Source organism: Candidatus Poribacteria bacterium, from assembly GCA_028820845.1.
Lineage (GTDB): Bacteria > Poribacteria > WGA-4E > WGA-4E > WGA-3G > WGA-3G.
In genome coordinates this window covers 1-18287 of sequence record JAPPII010000069.1, presented here as the reverse complement: position 1 = coordinate 18287, position 18287 = coordinate 1, and the positions used below count along the sequence as shown (strand labels likewise).

Annotated in this window: 20 protein-coding genes and 1 tRNA gene; 10 read left to right on the top strand and 11 right to left on the bottom strand. The window is 47.8% G+C overall.

Going from position 1 to position 18287, the window contains the following annotated elements; all coding sequences use genetic code 11:
• Window positions 1-39: 39 nt before the first annotated feature.
• From OXN25_14180 to OXN25_14170, 3 genes are all read right to left on the bottom strand, one after another.
• The gene (locus OXN25_14180) at window positions 40-573 is read right to left on the bottom strand and encodes a CBS domain-containing protein (protein MDE0426001.1); all 534 of its coding nucleotides are present in this window, start codon (window positions 571-573) and stop codon (window positions 40-42) included.
• An 11-nt stretch (window positions 574-584) separates the two neighbouring features.
• Window positions 585-1013: a CBS domain-containing protein gene (locus OXN25_14175; GenBank protein ID MDE0426000.1), complete on the bottom strand. Its 429-nt coding sequence runs from the start codon at window positions 1011-1013 to the stop codon at window positions 585-587.
• 200 nt (window positions 1014-1213) lie between these two features.
• Window positions 1214-2155: a hypothetical protein gene (locus OXN25_14170; protein ID MDE0425999.1), complete on the bottom strand. Its 942-nt coding sequence runs from the start codon at window positions 2153-2155 to the stop codon at window positions 1214-1216.
• 128 nt (window positions 2156-2283) lie between these two features.
• Here OXN25_14170 and OXN25_14165 point away from each other — a divergent pair, with 128 nt between their 5' ends.
• Complete coding sequence (locus tag OXN25_14165; GenBank protein MDE0425998.1) at window positions 2284-3249, top strand: threonine dehydratase; 966 nt, start codon at window positions 2284-2286, stop codon at window positions 3247-3249.
• Here the strand turns inward: OXN25_14165 and OXN25_14160 are convergent.
• From OXN25_14160 to OXN25_14125, 8 genes are all read right to left on the bottom strand, one after another.
• On the bottom strand, window positions 3237-3950 hold the full coding sequence (locus OXN25_14160; GenBank protein MDE0425997.1) for a hypothetical protein: 714 nt from the start codon (window positions 3948-3950) through the stop codon (window positions 3237-3239). The genes OXN25_14165 and OXN25_14160 overlap by 13 nt on opposite strands.
• A 5-nt stretch (window positions 3951-3955) precedes the next feature.
• Complete coding sequence (locus OXN25_14155) at window positions 3956-4870, bottom strand: phosphatidylglycerol lysyltransferase domain-containing protein (GenBank protein MDE0425996.1); 915 nt, start codon at window positions 4868-4870, stop codon at window positions 3956-3958.
• Window positions 4871-4909: 39 nt separating this feature from the next.
• Entirely contained in the window at window positions 4910-5479 is a 570-nt protein-coding gene (locus tag OXN25_14150) for a YkgJ family cysteine cluster protein (protein MDE0425995.1), read from the bottom strand.
• A gap of 89 nt (window positions 5480-5568) precedes the next feature.
• Complete coding sequence (locus OXN25_14145) at window positions 5569-6711, bottom strand: DegT/DnrJ/EryC1/StrS family aminotransferase (GenBank protein ID MDE0425994.1); 1143 nt, start codon at window positions 6709-6711, stop codon at window positions 5569-5571.
• A 96-nt stretch (window positions 6712-6807) separates the two neighbouring features.
• Window positions 6808-7260, bottom strand: coding sequence for a type II 3-dehydroquinate dehydratase (gene aroQ / locus OXN25_14140; protein ID MDE0425993.1), 453 nt, complete (start codon window positions 7258-7260; stop codon window positions 6808-6810).
• Window positions 7261-7363: 103 nt separating this feature from the next.
• Window positions 7364-8218 carry an ABC transporter permease gene (locus OXN25_14135; GenBank protein ID MDE0425992.1) on the bottom strand — a complete coding sequence of 285 codons (855 nt, stop codon included), beginning with the start codon at window positions 8216-8218 and terminating at the stop codon, window positions 7364-7366.
• Complete coding sequence (locus OXN25_14130) at window positions 8215-9237, bottom strand: ABC transporter permease (protein MDE0425991.1); 1023 nt, start codon at window positions 9235-9237, stop codon at window positions 8215-8217. Before OXN25_14130 ends, OXN25_14135 begins: the two co-directional genes overlap by 4 nt.
• Before the next feature lie 258 nt (window positions 9238-9495).
• Window positions 9496-10323, bottom strand: a complete 828-nt coding sequence (locus OXN25_14125) for an MBL fold metallo-hydrolase (protein MDE0425990.1) — start codon at window positions 10321-10323, stop codon at window positions 9496-9498.
• 99 nt (window positions 10324-10422) lie between these two features.
• On the opposite strand from OXN25_14125, the gene OXN25_14120 reads away from it, so the two are divergent.
• The 9 genes from OXN25_14120 (at window position 10423) to OXN25_14080 (ending at window position 18284) form a co-directional block, all read left to right on the top strand.
• Window positions 10423-10995 (top strand): Uma2 family endonuclease, encoded by a 573-nt coding sequence (locus OXN25_14120; GenBank protein ID MDE0425989.1) that lies wholly within the window; start codon window positions 10423-10425, stop codon window positions 10993-10995.
• A 9-nt stretch (window positions 10996-11004) separates the two neighbouring features.
• The gene (locus OXN25_14115; GenBank protein ID MDE0425988.1) at window positions 11005-11763 is read left to right on the top strand and encodes a sugar phosphate isomerase/epimerase; all 759 of its coding nucleotides are present in this window, start codon (window positions 11005-11007) and stop codon (window positions 11761-11763) included.
• A gap of 36 nt (window positions 11764-11799) precedes the next feature.
• A complete protein-coding gene (locus OXN25_14110; protein MDE0425987.1) occupies window positions 11800-12372 on the top strand; it encodes a Uma2 family endonuclease in 573 nt (190 codons plus the stop codon).
• A 57-nt stretch (window positions 12373-12429) separates the two neighbouring features.
• Entirely contained in the window at window positions 12430-14727 is a 2298-nt protein-coding gene (locus OXN25_14105; GenBank protein ID MDE0425986.1) for a hypothetical protein, read from the top strand.
• Window positions 14728-15262: 535 nt separating this feature from the next.
• Window positions 15263-17020 (top strand): hypothetical protein, encoded by a 1758-nt coding sequence (locus tag OXN25_14100; protein MDE0425985.1) that lies wholly within the window; start codon window positions 15263-15265, stop codon window positions 17018-17020.
• Window positions 17021-17169: 149 nt separating this feature from the next.
• Window positions 17170-17433, top strand: a complete 264-nt coding sequence (locus OXN25_14095; protein ID MDE0425984.1) for a hypothetical protein — start codon at window positions 17170-17172, stop codon at window positions 17431-17433.
• A gap of 13 nt (window positions 17434-17446) precedes the next feature.
• Complete coding sequence (locus OXN25_14090; protein MDE0425983.1) at window positions 17447-17722, top strand: hypothetical protein; 276 nt, start codon at window positions 17447-17449, stop codon at window positions 17720-17722.
• Between the two features lie 74 nt (window positions 17723-17796).
• Complete coding sequence (locus tag OXN25_14085) at window positions 17797-18150, top strand: hypothetical protein (protein MDE0425982.1); 354 nt, start codon at window positions 17797-17799, stop codon at window positions 18148-18150.
• A 61-nt stretch (window positions 18151-18211) separates the two neighbouring features.
• Window positions 18212-18284 (top strand) — tRNA-Asn (locus OXN25_14080).
• The last annotated feature ends 3 nt before the right edge of the window (window positions 18285-18287 follow it).

Here is an 18287-nt window from a genome sequence, read left to right as displayed (position 1 = left end):
GGAAAACGCACCTATACAATATGAAAAGTTCTAAAACATTTACGCACCTTCTCGGGCTTTCATGGCATCTCGAACGGGCCGCGGAGGTAGTGCTAAAACTTCTTGGGAAAATTCCTCAACGAGATAAGAGATTACGTCACGAATCGAAACCATGCCAATCGGTCGGTTCTCGGTATCAACAATAGGGACGTGTCGATAGTGGCCGCGCGCCATATAAAGAACAGCGGTGCTCAAAGAATCTTCAGGGTTCGCTGTCTGCGGCTCCAGTATCATAAATTGTGTAACGCCGACGTTATCGAGATCTCCTACCTGTTTATTGAGAATTCTGTTTAGGACATCTCTTTCACTAAAAATCCCGCGAAGATAACCGTCTTCAACAACAGGTGCTGCGCCGATGTTATTTGACAACAGCAGATCAATTGCTTCGTTCACACTGCAGTTGATGTCAATAGTGACAATAGGTCGCATCAACTCTTTTAGCGACACCTGAATTTCTCGTGCGTCCCATGCCCTTAATGCCTCTTCTTGGTCCATCTGCTCTAATTCTTCATCAATAGCTAAATCGTACAGCATGGTTGCGCCCCTTAATCTTGGTTTTCTATGAATATAGCGATGTGTTCGAGAATATCGCGGGTTGAAATTATTCCGATGGGGTATGCTTCGCCTTGGTCGTCCCAGACGCAGAGGGGTAAGTGTCGGAAATGCCCGAGATGCATCAGGTTTAATGCGAAGGCGATCGGGTCACTGGCGCGTAGTGTTTCTGGATCCGGTGTCATAACCCGTTCAACCTTAAAATCTACAGGTGCGGCGCGCTGCCCACTCACGTGACGGATTAAGTCGCGCTCAGTGATAATTCCAACCAACTGTTCATCGTCATCAACGACGAGGACACACCCTGTTCCCCTTTCTTGCATCGTGTCAATGGCAACAGAAACTGGAGAGCCGACTGGCACGGTGACGGGCTGTTTGTAATCGAGGGTGCTAATTGGTAGAGACAGCGTTCTTGCGTCCATCGCACACATTCCTTTAGTATAACGTCAAAAAACAGATTTTGGTTTCCTATTTTGTGTATTTAAGGATACCACATTTTTTCCCAACTTGCAAGTACATTTTCTGGTAGGCAGTTCACAGTTCACAATCAGCTGTTAGCAAAGAGGGATCTGATGCGCGTTAACAATTTCTTTACGAACAGCAAACCGCGAATAGCGAATTGCTATAGTCCAAGTGTGATTGCACGAGAGGTTGGCGACCCCCATCCGGGAACAGCAATCGTCCATCTGCCTGCCGGTCCACCCGCAACCATGAGCATCAAATCGTCCACCGAGTATTGTTTCGTGTTATCAGCGATGTACTGACGTATATCGGATTTACTGAAGCCATCCTCAGAGATCGTTTTGGCATGTTCAACGCCTATGACGAGGAGCGTTTCACCGCCAGTGTTACCCGGAGCAGCGATATTCTCGGCAACCGTGTTAAGGATGCCTTCTGCGGTATTGTTGCCGTGGTCATTTACCGGTTGCGGCGCGGCACCCGCAAAAACGGTAACTGTGCTATCGTCTGTTTGGAATCCGCGGTCAACATGCAGAGGTTCCCAAGGACTATCTTCCTCTTTTTCAGCAATACAGCAGGTATATTTTCCAGCGTGTCCGAACGCCGCCCGATCAAGTTCACCCGGTAAACCGCCACCGATATTCGTACAGACGAGGCGTAAGGCGCGTCCGATCGTCGCATTCGCCCGCCATCCTTGCCCGAAGAGGTTAAATCCATCGTTAATTTCCAACTGTTTTCGGGCGGGTCCGTTGACAATGAGCATTGGGCCAACATGAGAAGTTGTGACTTGAACGCCGTGAAGGTTGAACTGCTCAGCGGTCATCGCCTCAACAGCGGTGAGGATGAGTGGTAGATATGCCGGTTTGCACCCTGCCATGACGGCGTTAATAGCCACCTTTTCGACAGTCGCTCTGCCCCATTTTGGTGGAACTGCGGCGATAAGTTCGTTTGGATCTCTGTCTGTGCCGTTCAGCATGCGTTCGACGCGTTCAGGCGTTGGTGGAACAACCGGAAGTCCGTCTGTCCATCCGTTTTCATAACAGGTCTCAATAAGATCCTCGGTTTCATCAATCTTTAATTGTGTGGAGTGCCACTCTTGTGCCATAGATATTTCCTTCCTCTGCGATTAACTTTGATATGCCCGTTCAAGGTATGCTATCATATTAGCATAGGTTTTTTAGGTTTTCAATAGTTAACAGTTGTCAGTTATCAGTTGTCAGTCAAGGAGGATTTGTGGAAGCAGTTACATTTCAACATATCCTTGCTGCGAGGAAGGTCGTGGCACGTTTTTTAAAACAGACACCTTTAATCCATTATCCCGAATTGTCCGAGCGTCTCGGATTCCAAGCGTATGTCAAACACGAAAATCACCATCCGACAGGTAGTTTTAAGGTACGTGGCGGACTAAATTTCATGCATCACCTGCCACAAGCACAACGCGAAAAAGGAGTTCTTACAGCGACCCGCGGGAATCACGGTCAGTCCATTGCTTATGCCGCAGCCCAGTTTGGGGTCAAATCAACAGTCGTTGTACCATACGGAAATAATCCGGAGAAGAACAGTGCGATGCGCGCCTTCGGTGCTGAATTGATTGAGCACGGTGCAGACTTTGACGAGGCACTCGAATTGTGCGAAAAACTCCAACAGGAACGCGGACTCTATTACGTGCATCCGTGCATGGAACCGGCACTTTTTCACGGGGTCGGTACTTATTCGCTTGAGATCTTTGAGGACCTCCCGAATGTAGATGCAATCATTGTACCCATCGGCGGAGGAAGTGGTTGTTGTGGTGCTATTACTGTCTCCAAAGCGATTAACCCAAATGTCAAAGTCATCGGCGTGCAAGCGGAAAACGCACCCGCTATCTACCAATCGTGGAAAGCCGGACGGCGTATAGAAACCGATTCCTGCGATACAATTGCAGACGGCATCGCGACGCGTGCCCCCTTCCCGCTGCCACTCTCCATCATCAACAAAAGTATTCACGACATTGTGCTGTTGAGTGAGTCAGAACTGGAGGAGGGTATGCGTTTGGCGTTGCGCTGGACACATAATTTGGCAGAAGGTGCCGGTGCGGCACCCCTCGCAGCAGCACATAAACTCACCGATACACTCACCGGTAAAAACGTGGTGATGGTAATGAGCGGCGCGAATCTGGATACAGAAACGCTTAAATCATTACTGATTCACCAATTATGAATCACATAAACAGGTGCGGAGTCGTCAACAAGCGTGAGCGTTGCCCATTCCGCGCCTTCTATAAATTCGTTGCGAAGCGCGTTTGTTAAGTCGGGATGGATGTGGAGCGATGCTAAATCCCAACGCAGGTTCTCGCTCGTTTCTACGACGACGTTCGGAACATCGGCAATGAGTGAAACCCGTTGCAATCCACTGTTTTTTCGAGACAGCTGTATCGTCGATAAAACATAATGGATCGTTTGTCTCGGATCCCGCATCTCGGCACTGTAAGGTTCGTCCGAAGAAAGCCGATAACGCCCAAAACGCATCAGTTTTAGGTTTCCAAGGAACTGGTCGGTTTCATACTCGTCCGGACGCGGCAAACCGCCGTAGATGATAATATGTCGGCAGCCGTCCTTTTCCAATGTGTAATCCACAGCGAGCTGCCCATCTGTCCAATCTTTGTCTGTCTGCCCAACCCACTTCTGAACAGTCCGCTTCGCTTTCGTGGCACCGTCTGGAACCGAGTCCATATCCCCTATATGTATATCTGGGACCACCGGAGTGCTTGCCTGTCGATTTAATTCGTCAAAGATGCGAATACCCCCGTCGGCACAGATAAGCGGAAAACGGTTCTCTATCGCGCGCGCAATCTCGGAACGGTAAAAATCGAGATAGCGTAGATCGTAATAGCCGTTGAGAAAGATAAGTGCTGCTCTCATATTTCTTACGCTTGGCTGCAGACGGTTGGCGGACTCACGATGTTATAGGATGGAACCAACCGAGTCGGATGATAAGAACGTTTGACGCGCCTTAGATTTTCCAACCCGGAATCGTCCATAGCGTTAATCCACCTGTAAGTCCCGACTAATTCACGACAGAATTCGCGATAGATGAATTGTGCCAGTCCCTTTGTGCGGAGATCTGTGACTTCAAACAAGACGCAAAACGTATCGGTGTTTAGTGGATAGCCGAAGGTATAGGCTTTGATCTCACCATTGATACGAACAACCCTACCAATAAGTCCGAGTGCGTCTGCGTCTGCAATAGCGGTTCGGTGTGCGGCACGCGAATTATCAAGCATTACACAATAAATATCATCGTTACATTGCGACGCACGTTCGGTTCGCCATGCGTCACAGCGGGCGAAACAGGCATCTCGATCGGCAGAACAATACGGTGTGAGTGTTACCGACGGGTGTTTTGCAACAAAGGCATTGTAGGCACTCCGTTTGCTCTTGTAGCGATTCCCGCTTAGTCGGCTAAGCGTCTCTGTTTCATAGAGATATTCCGTCTCCTTCAAAGTCGCAGAAAATCCATTTTCTTTAAAGAAACGGAGCATCTCCTTCGGAACATTTTCGATTCGGACGATATGTGGGTTTCGACTCGATTCCAACATAAACTGATACGCCTCACGTACCACCTTCAAATAACGACAACTCCCGACTTCGTAGGGTATCGGTAAAATTGGCATAAAATAATCGTCGTTCTGCTTTGCGAAAACACACAGATGTCCTGCCAACTCTCCCCAATAAAATGTGAAGTGATCGCGCCATATATATAACGGAGCAAACGCATAACTTGACAAGCGCGTGTGTTGGCAAGGTTTCCCAACTTCGTTCTCTGCATATAAGTCAAACATCGGTTTGTCATTGAGGGTCAGCGGTCGCAGTTGCATCTCTCAATTGGTTTGAAGCATAGCGATTAGACAATCACTGTTACGAAGCCTGTGGACAATCTTCACGGTCTCTTGATAATCACCGATGATGTGCCAGTTCGCAGTGATCTGCGCTGTAACCGCCTCGGATTCAATGTAATTGATGACATCGCGGATGTGACGCTGGAAGGCTTCTGTTTCAAGGTGTTCCTCACCAAATGGACAGAGGGTATCCACACCGAGGACAACCGCGCCTCCGTCTTTACTGAACATTAACGCAAACGGATAGAGTTGGCAGTCAAGCGGACGGATTGGATAGATAGTGCAGTGGCTCGTTTCTGGATCAAAAAAGGGGCAGATGTAGAAATCTGTGTGGGGTTTTAGTTGAATCTGCGCGCTTTTCCCATCGGCTTGTGGACGGAACAGTGCGGGATCCGCACCCGCTGCGATAACCTTTTCCCTCTCTCCTTCTGTGAAGATGGGTGCGAGTGGGCTGTCCGCCTCCAAAAACCGACAACAGACATCACAAGAGAAGCACACTTCGGCGGGGATAATTTGGTAAAGCGTGGCGTTTGACGGGTTAGGTGTTTCCATCTTTTGTTATAGTGAATATACGCACTTGGCTGATAATACCGTCTGAACCGGCGAGGTTGCAAACCTCGCCTACCTATTTTGCTGGACTCTTATCCCACGATTTTCCCTATCGCATCGATTACGATATGAATCTCCTCTTCGGTTAGTCCAGGATGAAGGGGGAGACTCACGACGCGTTCAAATGCTGCTTCAGCGCACGGGAAATCACCTATGCAATAACCGTATTGCTTCTGATAAAACTCGAAGAGATGTAACGGGATATAGTGGACACTGCATTCAATGTTCGCCTCGCGTAGGGCTCCGATAAATCCTTCGCGTTCACCGGGGGGGAGTTGAATAATGTAGAGGTGCCAAGAATGCTCGTTGGGATTATCGGGTACTACTGGTGTGTTGATTTGCGAGAAATTTGCCAGTTCCTTTTGATATATCTGCGCGAGATCTCGGCGGCGTTCATGTTGCTTGTTGAGCTTCATGAGTTGGCACAATCCTATCGCCGCTTGAATATCGGTCATGTTGTACTTATATCCCTCGGTGGCGATGTCATACCGCCAGATGTCGCGCTGTGATTGACGTGCCCAAGCGTCTTTGTCGATCCCGTGGAGCCGCATTGTACGGAGCGGTTTGGCAAATTCATCGTTGTTGGTGGTAATCATACCACCCTCACCTGTCGTGAGGTTTTTATTCGCATAGAAACTAAAAGCGGAGAGGTCGCCGATGTTGCCGATGTACTGCCCTTTGTATTCAGTTGGAATGGCGTGGGCAGCGTCGTCAATGAGTATGAGATTATGGTTTCGGCAGATGTCCTGGAGGACATCCATATCACAGGGGAGTCCGGCGAAATGGACGGGCATTATTGCCTTCGTACGCTGTGTGATAGCCTGTTCAATCTGGGTTACGTCGATGTTCAAGGTATCGGGCTGAATGTCTACAAAGACGGGTTTCGCGCCGACATACCGGATCGCTTCGGCGGTTGCGGTGAAGGTATAAGGGGTCGTGATGACTTCATCGCCACTACCAACACCAGCGACAACAAGACTCAGATGTAATGCAGCAGTGCAAGAACTGACAGCGATCGCGTGCTTGACACCGAGATATTCGGCAAAAGCACGTTCAAATTCGCGCGTTCTGTTACCTGTGCTGATCCATTTGGAAGCGAGCACTTGACTCACGGCTTCTATTTCGGTATCATCAATCCAAGGACGACTAAACGGTATAAACGGATTTTTTGCCATTTTTTTAACTTTCCTTGCGGTTCGGTAAGGAACGTGTAAAATTTCAGAAGCGTCCCCGTACACCCGCCTTCCACTTCGTTTCAGGCTTCGCGTTTTTTAATTCTCCTGAGTTTGTTGCAAAATCTGGATCATTGCCTCAAGGGCGAGGGTATAACTATGGGTTCCGAAACCGCCGATGACTCCGACAGCAACCGCCGATATATAAGAATGATGCCGAAACGCTTCGCGGGCATAGATGTTGGAGAGATGAATCTCAATAACGGGAAGTGCGACGGTAGAAAGAGCATCTCGAATGGCGACACTGGTATGCGTATAGGCAGCGGGGTTAATCAGGATGCCGTCTGCCCAATCAATGTGGTCTCCGATGATAGAGACGAGTTCGCCTTCGTGGTTAGACTGGAAGATTTTGAGTACAATCTCATGCGGTGATGCTGCAGCGTGCCGATCAAGCGTGGCGTTGATGTCTGCTAACGTTTGGTGTCCATAGATTTCGGGTTGGCGTTTCCCTAAGAGATGCAGATTCGGTCCGTGAAGGACGAGTATGTTCATGCATGTGTTTCCTTTTCTCGTGAAATATAACCGTTGCCTCAGAAAGTATATAATGGATTAGAAAAATTTGCAAAGGTTTTTCGGGAATCCGATGTTAAAATCCTCAATCTATCTGCGGATCAAGTGCGTCTCGGAGGGCATCGCCGAGGAGGTTGAAACCTAAGACAATCAGAAAAATAGCGATACCGGGGGCGGTAACAGTGAGCGGGGCACGGCGGATAAACTTCCGGTTCTCGTTGAGCATCGCACCCCATTCAGGTTCGCCAATCTCCGCGCCGAGTCCTAAAAAACTGAGACCCGCTGCATCTAAAATTGCTGCGCCGATACCCAACGTGGCTTGGACAATCAATGGCGCAATACAGTTCGGAAGCACAGTCGTTAGGAGAATGCGACTGTCACTTGCACCAATGACCTTCGCGGCGACGACATAATCTAATTCTCTGACCTTCAGGACGGCTGCACGCAAAATGCGGGCGTATTGCGGAATATAGACGATAGAAACAGCGATAATCGCATTCGTGAGGCTCTGTCCGAGAATGGTGACAATCACCATGGCGAGGAGGATACTCGGCATCGCAAGCATCATATCCATGACACGCATAACAGCGTTATCAAGTCTACCGCCGTAATAACCGGCGATTGCCCCGAACAGCGTGCCGAACCCGATCGAAAACGTCATCGCGATAAGTCCAACCCGCAGAGAAATTTGAGTGCCGTAGACAATCCTACTGAAGATGTCCCGTCCCACACCATCGGTGCCGAGGTAGTGCGTCGCCGACCAACCGCTCAGACGTTCAACGACGTTCGCCTGTCTCGGATCGTGTGTTGCAATGAGCGGCGCGAAGATAGCGAGAAAAATAAAAAATAGGATGATGGAGGCACCAATAGTCGCAGAACGGTGTCGGAGCAACTTCCGAAAAACGTGTCCTTGGCTGGTAACAGTCCCCGATGTATTCATTTGGCAGCGTCCTCCACTCGGAGACGCGGATCGAAATAGGCATACAACATATCAACGATAAGATTGACGAGCATAAAGACCGTTGCGACGAAAAGTACGCCGCCTTGTACTGCCCGGACATCGCGCGCCTCAACGGCAGCACGCAACCACGAACCGAGTCCGGGCCACGAGAAGATATGTTCGGTTAAAATAGCACCTCCCATCAGATAGCCGAATTCCAGTCCAATGATCGTCAAAACAGGCACCATGCTATTCTTCATGGCGTGTTTGCCGATAACCTTCCAGCGTGGCAAGCCCTTCGCATACGCCGTTGTAATATACGGTTGATTCAGGACTTCAAGTAGACTCGAACGCGTCATCCGAGCAATAATCGCTAATGGGATAGTTCCCAACGTAATGGCTGGAAGGATTAAGTGGGCAATAGCATTCCGAAAGGCGGTAAAGTTTCCGGCAAGCAGCGTATCAATGAGATACAGACCCGTGCGGGATTGGATATCTAAATCTAAGACGACATCTAAGCGTCCTGTGCTCGGAAGTATCGGGAAAAAATAGGAGAAGAGGAGTATGAGCATCAAACCCAGCCAGAAGATCGGCATAGAGATCCCAGCAAGGGAAACCGACATGGAAAAATAGTCCCAAAACGTTCCACGCGAGACGGCAGCAATAACCCCCGCAGCGATGCCGAACAGCATCGAAAAAGCCATCGCAGCGAGGGTTAACTCAACAGTCGCTGGGAAATAACGTTTGATCTCGTCAATGACGGGTTGCTTTGTTTTAAAGGAGCGTCCGAAATCAAGGTGCGCGATATCCCACAAGAACTTGGCGTATTGGTAATAAAGCGGCTTGTCCAGTCCCATCTCCTCTCGGAGTTCGGTGAGTGCTCTTTCGGTAGCACGCTCTCCCAAAATAGCGACAGCGGCATCGCCTGGGATGAGATGCACCATCAAAAAGACAAGGAGCGATACCGCTAAAAGCGATAGACCGATCGAAAGGAAACGTTGAATCAGATACGAGAACAAATTTTTAACGATTAAATCTGGTCACCGTTCCACTTCGTTTCACGGTGGTTTTCGGCAAATTTTAACCGCCTCTGGACTATGAAAGGTTTTCAACAATTGCAGTAATGTAAAGTTAAGACAATATACTCACTAAAAATCAGAATCAACGGTATTCATGCCTTAGGGCATGAACCGGGGTATGAATGTCCTATGGCATTCCCCGGGTTTTCGGTTAATTTCAACCGTCTCTGGATTATGAAAAGTTTTTTAACAACAAAATTAGAAAAACGGGTTGTGTAATTTCTCCTCACCGACGGTCGTGGAAGGACCGTGTCCTGGGTAGAGTCTTACCGCGTCAGGAAGTGAAAGTAGATTGTCACGGACGCTGTCAATTTCAGCCTGATACGAGATGTTGGGACCCCCGACAGAACCGGCGAAAATCGCATCGCCGACAAATGCTGCGTTCTGCGTGAGGAAACTACAGCCGCCGGGTGTATGTCCGGGTGTATTGACAACGGTTACCATAAGTTCACCAACGGAGAGGATATCGGCGTGTGCGACTTCACGGAGTCGCGTGTTACTCCGCGGTTTCGGTTCGTCCTTATGGATGTACGTTTCGCAACCGGTGGCGGTTTGGAGCTGCGGTAACCCATCGGTATGATCGCTGTGGGCATGCGTCAAAAGGATCGCCGTCGGATTCACGTTATGGGCATCCACCTGTTCCAAAACGAGGTCTGGATGTGCAGCGGTGTCAATGATTGCAGCATCATCGGTGGCTTTGCATACCAATAGATAGGCATTGACGGGCCACCCGCCGACTGGCGCGCTAATCGTGATAACTTCGAGACTTGCGTCGCTCGCTTGTTGCGCGGGCTCTGGTTCCCACTGCTCCGTCGCAATATCGAGCAACTTGGCACCGTCTAAATTGAGTACTTCTGCGAGACGAAAGACTTGCGATTCTGTCGGTTTTAAGGTATACTGTTCCATACGCGCCAGTTCTGCCTCTGTAATACCGGCGGCGGTAGCGATTTTGTTCTGAGAGATGTTCTGCCCGCGTCGGGCTTTACCAATAATATCACCAAATTCGTCTTCAAGTGCATAAGCCATAGTGGTGTTCTCCTTGAATTTTTCATTTCAGAAAATTATAGCAAAAAATTCGGTATAATGCAATTGAAAACAGTAAGCATAAAAAAGGGAGAGGCTCTGATGGGTACACAAAAAGAAGCACACGAACAAGCTGCAATATTGCTCGCGCCTATAGAAACGGACATGACGTTGCAGGATTTTCTTGAAAGCGATATGGAGGGATATGAATATGTGAAAGGAGAATTAATTCCGATGCCACCAACTTCAGGTGAACACGGTAAAATTAGTATAAATCTCATTTTACCCTTGGGTGTATATGTGCGTGAGAATCAACTCGGGGATGTCTATGCGCCAGACACAGGTTTCCAGATCGGTGATCGGGTATTGATACCAGACATCGCGTTTGTATCAACAGCACGAATACCTGAGGATTTAAGCACTGCGTTTGCCATTCCGCCAGACCTCGCCGTTGAAGTCGTTTCACGGACAGACACTCAATCCAGGGTCATTGAAAAGGCATTCGCCTATTTAAACGCAGGAGTGAGGCTCGTCTGGGTTCTTGAACCCAGGTCAAAAACGGTGACGATATATCGTTCGGAAAGCGACATCAAGTTGCTCACACGCAACGATACGCTCACCGGCGAAGATGTTGTTGAAGGATTTTCGTGTCAGGTCGCACAACTTTTTAGATAAGGAGACGCTATGAAACTGGGTTTAGTTACGTATAATATGGCAAAAGATTGGGATATTCCCACAATTATTGACAATTGTGTAGAAACAGGGTTTGCGGGTGTGGAGTTACGGACAACACATGCCCACGGCGTTGAAGTCGAACTCTCGGCAAGTGAACGCGCAGCCGTAAAGCAACAATTCGATGACTCCCCGATTGAGATTGCTGGTTTGGGATCCGCTTTTGACTATCACGCCGTGGATCAATCGGTGGTTCGTCAGAATATAGACGGAACGAAGCTGTACTCTCAACTGGCGGCAGATGTTGGGGCACCCGGCGTTAAAGTGCGCCCGAACGGTCTTCCCGAAGAAGTGCCTATTGAAAAGACGCTGGAACAAATCGGATTGGCGTTGCGGGAGTGTGGCGAATTCGCTGCTGACCTCGGCGTGCAGATTCGGTTAGAAGTACACGGGGGCGGCACCTCTGAACTCCGGCACATCCGAACGATTATTGATGTCGCTGACCACGATAACGTCTATGTCTGCTGGAACTCTAATTTCGGCGAAGTCGAAAATGGCTCTATTCAGAATAACTTTAATCTTGTAAAAGGCAGAATCGGTTTGGTACATATCACGGAACTCCACCGGCGCGAGTATCCGTGGCGGGAACTCTTTACATCGTTGAAAGATTCCGGGTATTCAGGTTACACACTCGCTGAAATCGCAGGGAGTTCCGACCCGCTACGCGTGATGAATTTTTATCGGGCGTTGTGGGAAGAGATGTCAAGATAAACAGTTCTCATAGAAATCCAGAAAGGAGGCGTGCTGATGAATACGCTAAAAGCCGGTCACGAACAAGCGGCAATATCACTCATGCCGTTAGAAACTGATATGACGCTTGAGGAGTTTCTTGAAAGCGATTTAGAAGGATACGAATATGTCAAAGGAGAATTAATACCGATGCCACCAACTTCGGGCGAACACGGCGATATTAGCTCTAACATCCAGTGGTATTTATACTCACACGTTCGTGAAAATCAACTCGGACGTGTCTACACATCGGACACCGGTTTTAAGATTGGCGATAGGTTCTTGATACCAGATATTGCGTTTGTTTCGACAGAACGACTGCCAGATGACAGACGTAAGGCGTTCTCAATCCCACCGGATCTAGCTGTTGAAGTCGTTTCCCCAACAGATGTTCTGTTCCGTGTCTTTGAAAAGGCGCTCACCTATCTGAGTGGCGGAACGCAGCTCGTTTGGGTGATTGAACCTGTGGCAAAAACGGTAACGGTGTATCGTTCAGAGACAGATATCAAAGTGCTTACACGCGAAGATACCCTTACCGGTGAAGATGTCGTCGAAGGCTTTTCGTGTCAAGTCTCACAACTTTTTGAATGAGGATAAACACCAGTGTCCAAACTACGACTTTCCATCTTATCTATAGGAATATTTCTATTGGCTTCTATCAGTATGAGTGACACATTGACTTCGGTTCGCTTCAACAACGAGATATGGGATGTAGAAATCTTAACCGAGTCGCTTGCCGTGTACGCCTATCCGGCAGGCACAAATATAACAATACCGATCTCGTCGAAACAGCAGGGATTTGGTACTGTGACAGACTTCTCTCACAAAGATGGTGTTATCAGTTGGAAGTTACCAGAACGTTCTCTAAGTGTCCGCGTTGAACTTGAGTGGCAACAAGACTCTCTAACGATAGAATTTACGCAAGATGGCGACACAAGCGAGGCACAAAGTTTAACGTGGCCGGTTATTGAAAACACCGAGTCTATTCACGCTTATATTCTCCCTTTTTTTGAAGGGAGTTACGTACCAAAAGATGACGAGATGTGGCAGGACTTTCTATCTGAAAGGGGACCGATAAACACAACCGCAGGTCTCTCTATGCCCTTCTGGGGACTCGACCTTGGCGATAGAATACTCACCTATATTTTAACAAATCCGTTCAACAACAAAATCCGGTTCCATAAGACTGCAACATCTACCTTAGGCATGCAGGTGTCACACACTTTCACACCAAACTGGAAAGAAAAAAAATACGGCGTGCGTATCTCGCTCGGCGAGGCATCCCCCGTTGAACCTGCCAAACAATACCGAAAATGGCTCCAGCAAAACGGTGAATTTGTCTCGTTCGCTGAAAAGATTGAGCAGACCCCTGAAGCGGAGAAATTACTCGGTGCCGCGCATGCCTATCTCTGGGGCGGTAAATTGCTCAGTCGGTCCGATGTAACGGATTGGAAAGCGTTCGCCACAGAACTCAGTCGCGGTGGTGATGAATGGACAGCCGAGAATGTTCAGGCACGTATCTTTTCACGATTGAATACAGAAGCGAAGAAAGCCATCCAAGAGATCGCCGAGTCAGTACACCCATCTAATTACGCGCAACGGGTTGTGAGTCGTGCGATAAGTCAGCAGCTGGAGAAGCCCAATTTTTACAATCCATCGGCTTGGGTAGGGATTTCTTGGACACCAGAAATGGAAAAATTGCTTTCACGAAACCCATCTACACTATCGACTCCAGAACTCTATCGACGTAACTGTCTGCTGCTCTACGCGGCGTTTCCGAATGCCCTACGACATCCAGATGAGTGGGGGGACGGTCTATCTGTGAAGCTGCTGGAACGGTTCGCGAAAAACGGATTGGATAGGCTCTGGCTCGGTGTGGACTCATGGCAGGACGGATTTCGGCATCCCACTGCCGTTGCTAAGGCGAGAGAACTCGGCTATCTGGTGGGACCCTACGATTCCTACCATAGCATCCACCATCCCGATGAAGAGAATACATGGGAGACGGCACAGTTTGACCTGTCGCTGTATGAGAGCGGTGGGATTGTCAAGAGCGATGGCAAAAAAAGTAAGGGATTTAAACAGAAAGGATACCACTTAAGCCCAATCGTTGCCCAACCTTACGTGGAAGATCGCGTTAACGGCATCGTCGCACAGATGCCAACAGACTTTAACTCATGGTTTATTGACTGCGATGCTTACGGCGAACTCTTTGACGATTACTCACCATCACATCCTGCAACGCAATTAGATGACATGAACGCACGGCTTGCGCGGATGGCGTGGGTCCGGGATACCCATGATATGGTCATCGGTTCAGAAGGCGGTTCCGCCTACGCTGCAGGAACGATCCACTTCGCCCACGGGATGATGTCTCCTGTCATTGGGTGGGGTGATCCAGATATGAAGGACAAAACCTCCCCTTACTATACAGGCGGGTATTGGCCCCCGGAAGCACCTGCAGTTCACGTTAAACAAGTACCCCTCAAAGAGCATTACTTCTATATCTATTACGACCCACGTTTCCGGTTACCACTCTACCAGATCGTATTCCACGATTCGGTCGTGACGACGCATCATTGGGGTTATAGTAGCCTCAAATTTAAAAATGCAATAGAGACAGTGGCGTTGTTGGAGCTGCTCTATAACGTCCCGCCGTTGTACCATCTAAACACAGCACGGTTTTCAAAGCATAAAGATTGGATAAAACGGCACTATGCTTTCTTTTCCCCGTTGCATCGGCAGATTGGCGGGAAACCGATAACAGATTTTGAATGGTTGAGCGATGATAAGCAGGTTCAACGCACTGCGTTTGGGGATACAGTTGAGATATTCGCGAATTTCGGGACGGAGCCGTTTGAAGGTAAAGATGTGGTGGTTCCGGGGCGGAGTGTGGTGGCACGGTGGATTGAGACGGGTAAAATTGCGGTGTTCTCTGTAGAGTGACTTAAGGATAAAGGGTGTATAAAATATTTGTTGATTGTCTGAATCACGGATTATAGCGGATTACACAGATTTCGCGGATTTTCTTCTCAGCACTGGTCGTTTGGATCAGAATTTTGGGATTTGGTGAATAGAACGCGCTCCAAACCGCTAAGCCCCAGCGGGGCGACATGTGTATAGAAACGCTATTCCCCAGGACCCAAGCCCCAGCGGGGCGACATGTGTATCCCTTAAAATTGTCTAAAGTTTAGTAAGGCCAGGGTTATTCATTTTTAGGCTTTTTGGAGAACTGAATAACCCAAATTTAAGCCCAGGGCTGTTTAGTTTTCCAATAATTTAGGTCCGGAAGCCCGAACTTGTTCGGGAAAAGCATGCTATCCTGAATAAATTCGGGCTTTCGGAAACAAAAAACTTTACATAAATAAACTTATCACTTAAAACTAAACGACCCTGATTTAAGCCAATTTGCGGTTGACGCTGCAGGAGAAATATGATACACTTTTGGAAATTTATTTAGATGGAGGCTCATGGCATAAATATGACAAAATATCCTAACAGAGAGGCACTTCGTAAAGCACACGATATATACCGGGATGCTATGCGTCCATTCATCGTCCGATGCTTGAACAGGATTCAAGGGGCAAAGGTTGAAGACTTAATTCGCGATTCTTTGGACGATTGGGGAGAAGAACAATTTGAGCGAGACTTACAGCGGTACAACGGAAACTTAGAATCTCTTATAGATATCAGGAATTTCCCAAACATTATCGGAAAGTATTGGTATCGTGATCGTGGCTTCAGTCAACAGTTTGATTCCAATTCAAAGGTCCGAAGTAAGACTGAAACAATAGTAGAAGGTCGAAACTTTTGGGCACATCCAGGGTTGGAGGATGTTGACCCCGAACACACTCGGGCAAACCTAACTTACGTCGCTGAAGTACTCGGCGAGATTAAAAATAAAGAGGCAAAAGAAGCAGTTGAGGATATTCGCGATCGACTCTTTTCTGATGAACCTGAAGAGCATCCAACGGAAGTAGAGAATGCTGACCTCAAGAAACGCCTCGCGAAAATGTCAGATCGACTGGCGGTGGTGGAAACGGAAAAGGCTGAGTTAAAACGGCTAGAAGTAGAGAAAGCAGAATATGAAGAACTCTTGGACACAGTGGAAAAAGAGAAAATTGAGATAGAAAAACAATATGGTAGTGCGCAAACTCGGTTGAACGAACTGAAAGCAGAGAACGTTGAATTGAAAGAACGGCTCTCAGAAACAGAAAATCGTCGAAAAGCTATCGAATTGGAGAGTGACAAACGCATCAAAACCTTGACGGAACGACAGAGGACGGTAGTAGCGGAGAAGACTAAACTGGAAGAACGGCTAAAGAAATTGGAGAAAGCGGAAGAAGAAAATGCGAAACTAAAGAAGGATTTAGAAACAGCAGCAGAAGAGAAGATTGAATGGCAAGAGGATCTCAAAAGTACATCAATTTGGTTGAGCAAAACAGAAGAGGAGCTAGAGGTTTGCAAAGGATTCATTGTGGATATATCACGGGAATTTGTGGTATTAAAAGCAGGAAAGGTGGAATACCGAACAAGCATGTTAAAGGAAGCGATGGGGTTCCTTGATGACCAGGAACATCTCATGCGTAGGATGGAGCAAATCGTGGAGGAAGCAGAAGAGATTGAACGTAAGAATGCCCTTATCAGACCAGATGAATATCCACCATCAAATATTAACACACCTGACTCTGTTACTTTTTACGGAACCACTTTTACAAAGCGTTTGAACACGTACCATGTTGCAGAAGCTAATATTACCCAAACCTTCTGGCACTATTGGCATGCCCAAGGACCTGAGGGGAAAGAAGAAATGCGGGACGCCGGATGGAATGTTGAAAAAGTAAACGGCGATTGGGAAATAACGATTTCTTCCGAAGATTTTCAAGCGTGGATAGAGAATAAAGCAACGGAATTACGTAACTTGTTCAACGCTTCGGGTAATGAAGAACTGTCCCCACAACCTGTCCAACCTGTTTATAAAAGGACAACTTTGCCCACCGGTAAAGAAATGGAGCAGCCTGCACTTGAACTTCTCGCCGATAGGAAGGAACATCGCCGCGTGGAAATTATCAATTGCCTTACCGAATACTTTTTACTGACTGACGATGCCAGGAGTTACCTGAGCAAAACTGGACAGGCAGAAAAGCACTTAATAAAAAACGGACTGATAACTCGAACCAGAACGGGCTATTATCGCATAACTCCTCGTGGGCTTCAGGTCTTGAGGCAAAATCCGTAACGTTTGGATTGTTGGGTTTCGCTATTTCTACCTATACAAACGGTTCATCGAAAAGTAAACTTCTCTGTATAAACTGGAGGGTTTTGTTTTTCCGTTCAACCCAACCCACGCGATAAATAAACCATAATATCTGATGGAGAATTTACGCGATGGCATGTGAAATACTAAAGCAAAAAATTCACGATACACTCCAAACAGGTTACTTCAGCGATGCAAAAGATTTCGTTGATGTTTCCGATGGAGCTGGCGATTTCATTCATGTTGTCGTTGTCAGTAGAAAATTCAACGGACACACGATGGGAGGTAGAGGCGACATCATCTGGGACGAACTCCTGAAGCATCTTTCAGACGAAGAATGGGGACACGTCTCCTTATTGATTGGGTCAACCCCCGAAGAGGTTCAATTCTGGTAATAGAGGTAGAGGTATGGCATGTGAAACTTTAAAGCAGAAAATTTATGATACACTTAGAGCAGGATCTTTCCCTGATCCAGACTATTTCGTTGATGTTTTTGACGATGATGACAACGCACACATCCGAATTCTTGTCATCAGCCGCAAGTTTAACATTGATAAATACATACCTTCAGAGCGGGAAGACCGGGTCTGGGAAGACATCATTCAAGTGCTGTCCGAAGCCGAACTTGAGCGGATTTCTCGTATCGTTGCTATAAATCCTGAAGAAATTAAAATCTATACCTAACTAATATCATATACCCTTCTCCTATAAACACTGAGGCTATACCATAAAAGTAATAACATCCTGAAGGTGAAGTTATGTTCATACAAAAATGTATAGCCGGGCTTCGGTTTCTCGGCACTCTATTTTTGAGATCTCTCTGCGGAATCATCGCGGCTTACTTATGGTTGTTTGCAGTAGCAGTTATCTTTCATATAGCCGTGGGTAATCCGCCGCTGTTCCCTCACAGAGGGATTTTCGAGATTTTTGATCACTTCTACGACTCCGGTCCGCCCCGCGACGAACGCTATGGGGGGACGGCAGGCGAGTTTTACCCGCATGCTTTATCGGTCGGGACAATCGGGTTCCTCGTATGGCTCGCTGCCGGGGTCATTTGGGGATTTTTGCAAGGGCGGTTAGATCCACGGAAATGGCCTCTGTTTCGTTCGTAACAAAAAAGTGCAATTTTAATTTGCAATTGCTGGCGAGATGGGTTATAATTAACATCAGTATTCCCCCATAGCTCAGTCGGTAGAGCAGATGGCTGTTAACCATCGTGTCGGCGGTTCGAGTCCGTCTGGGGGAGTTT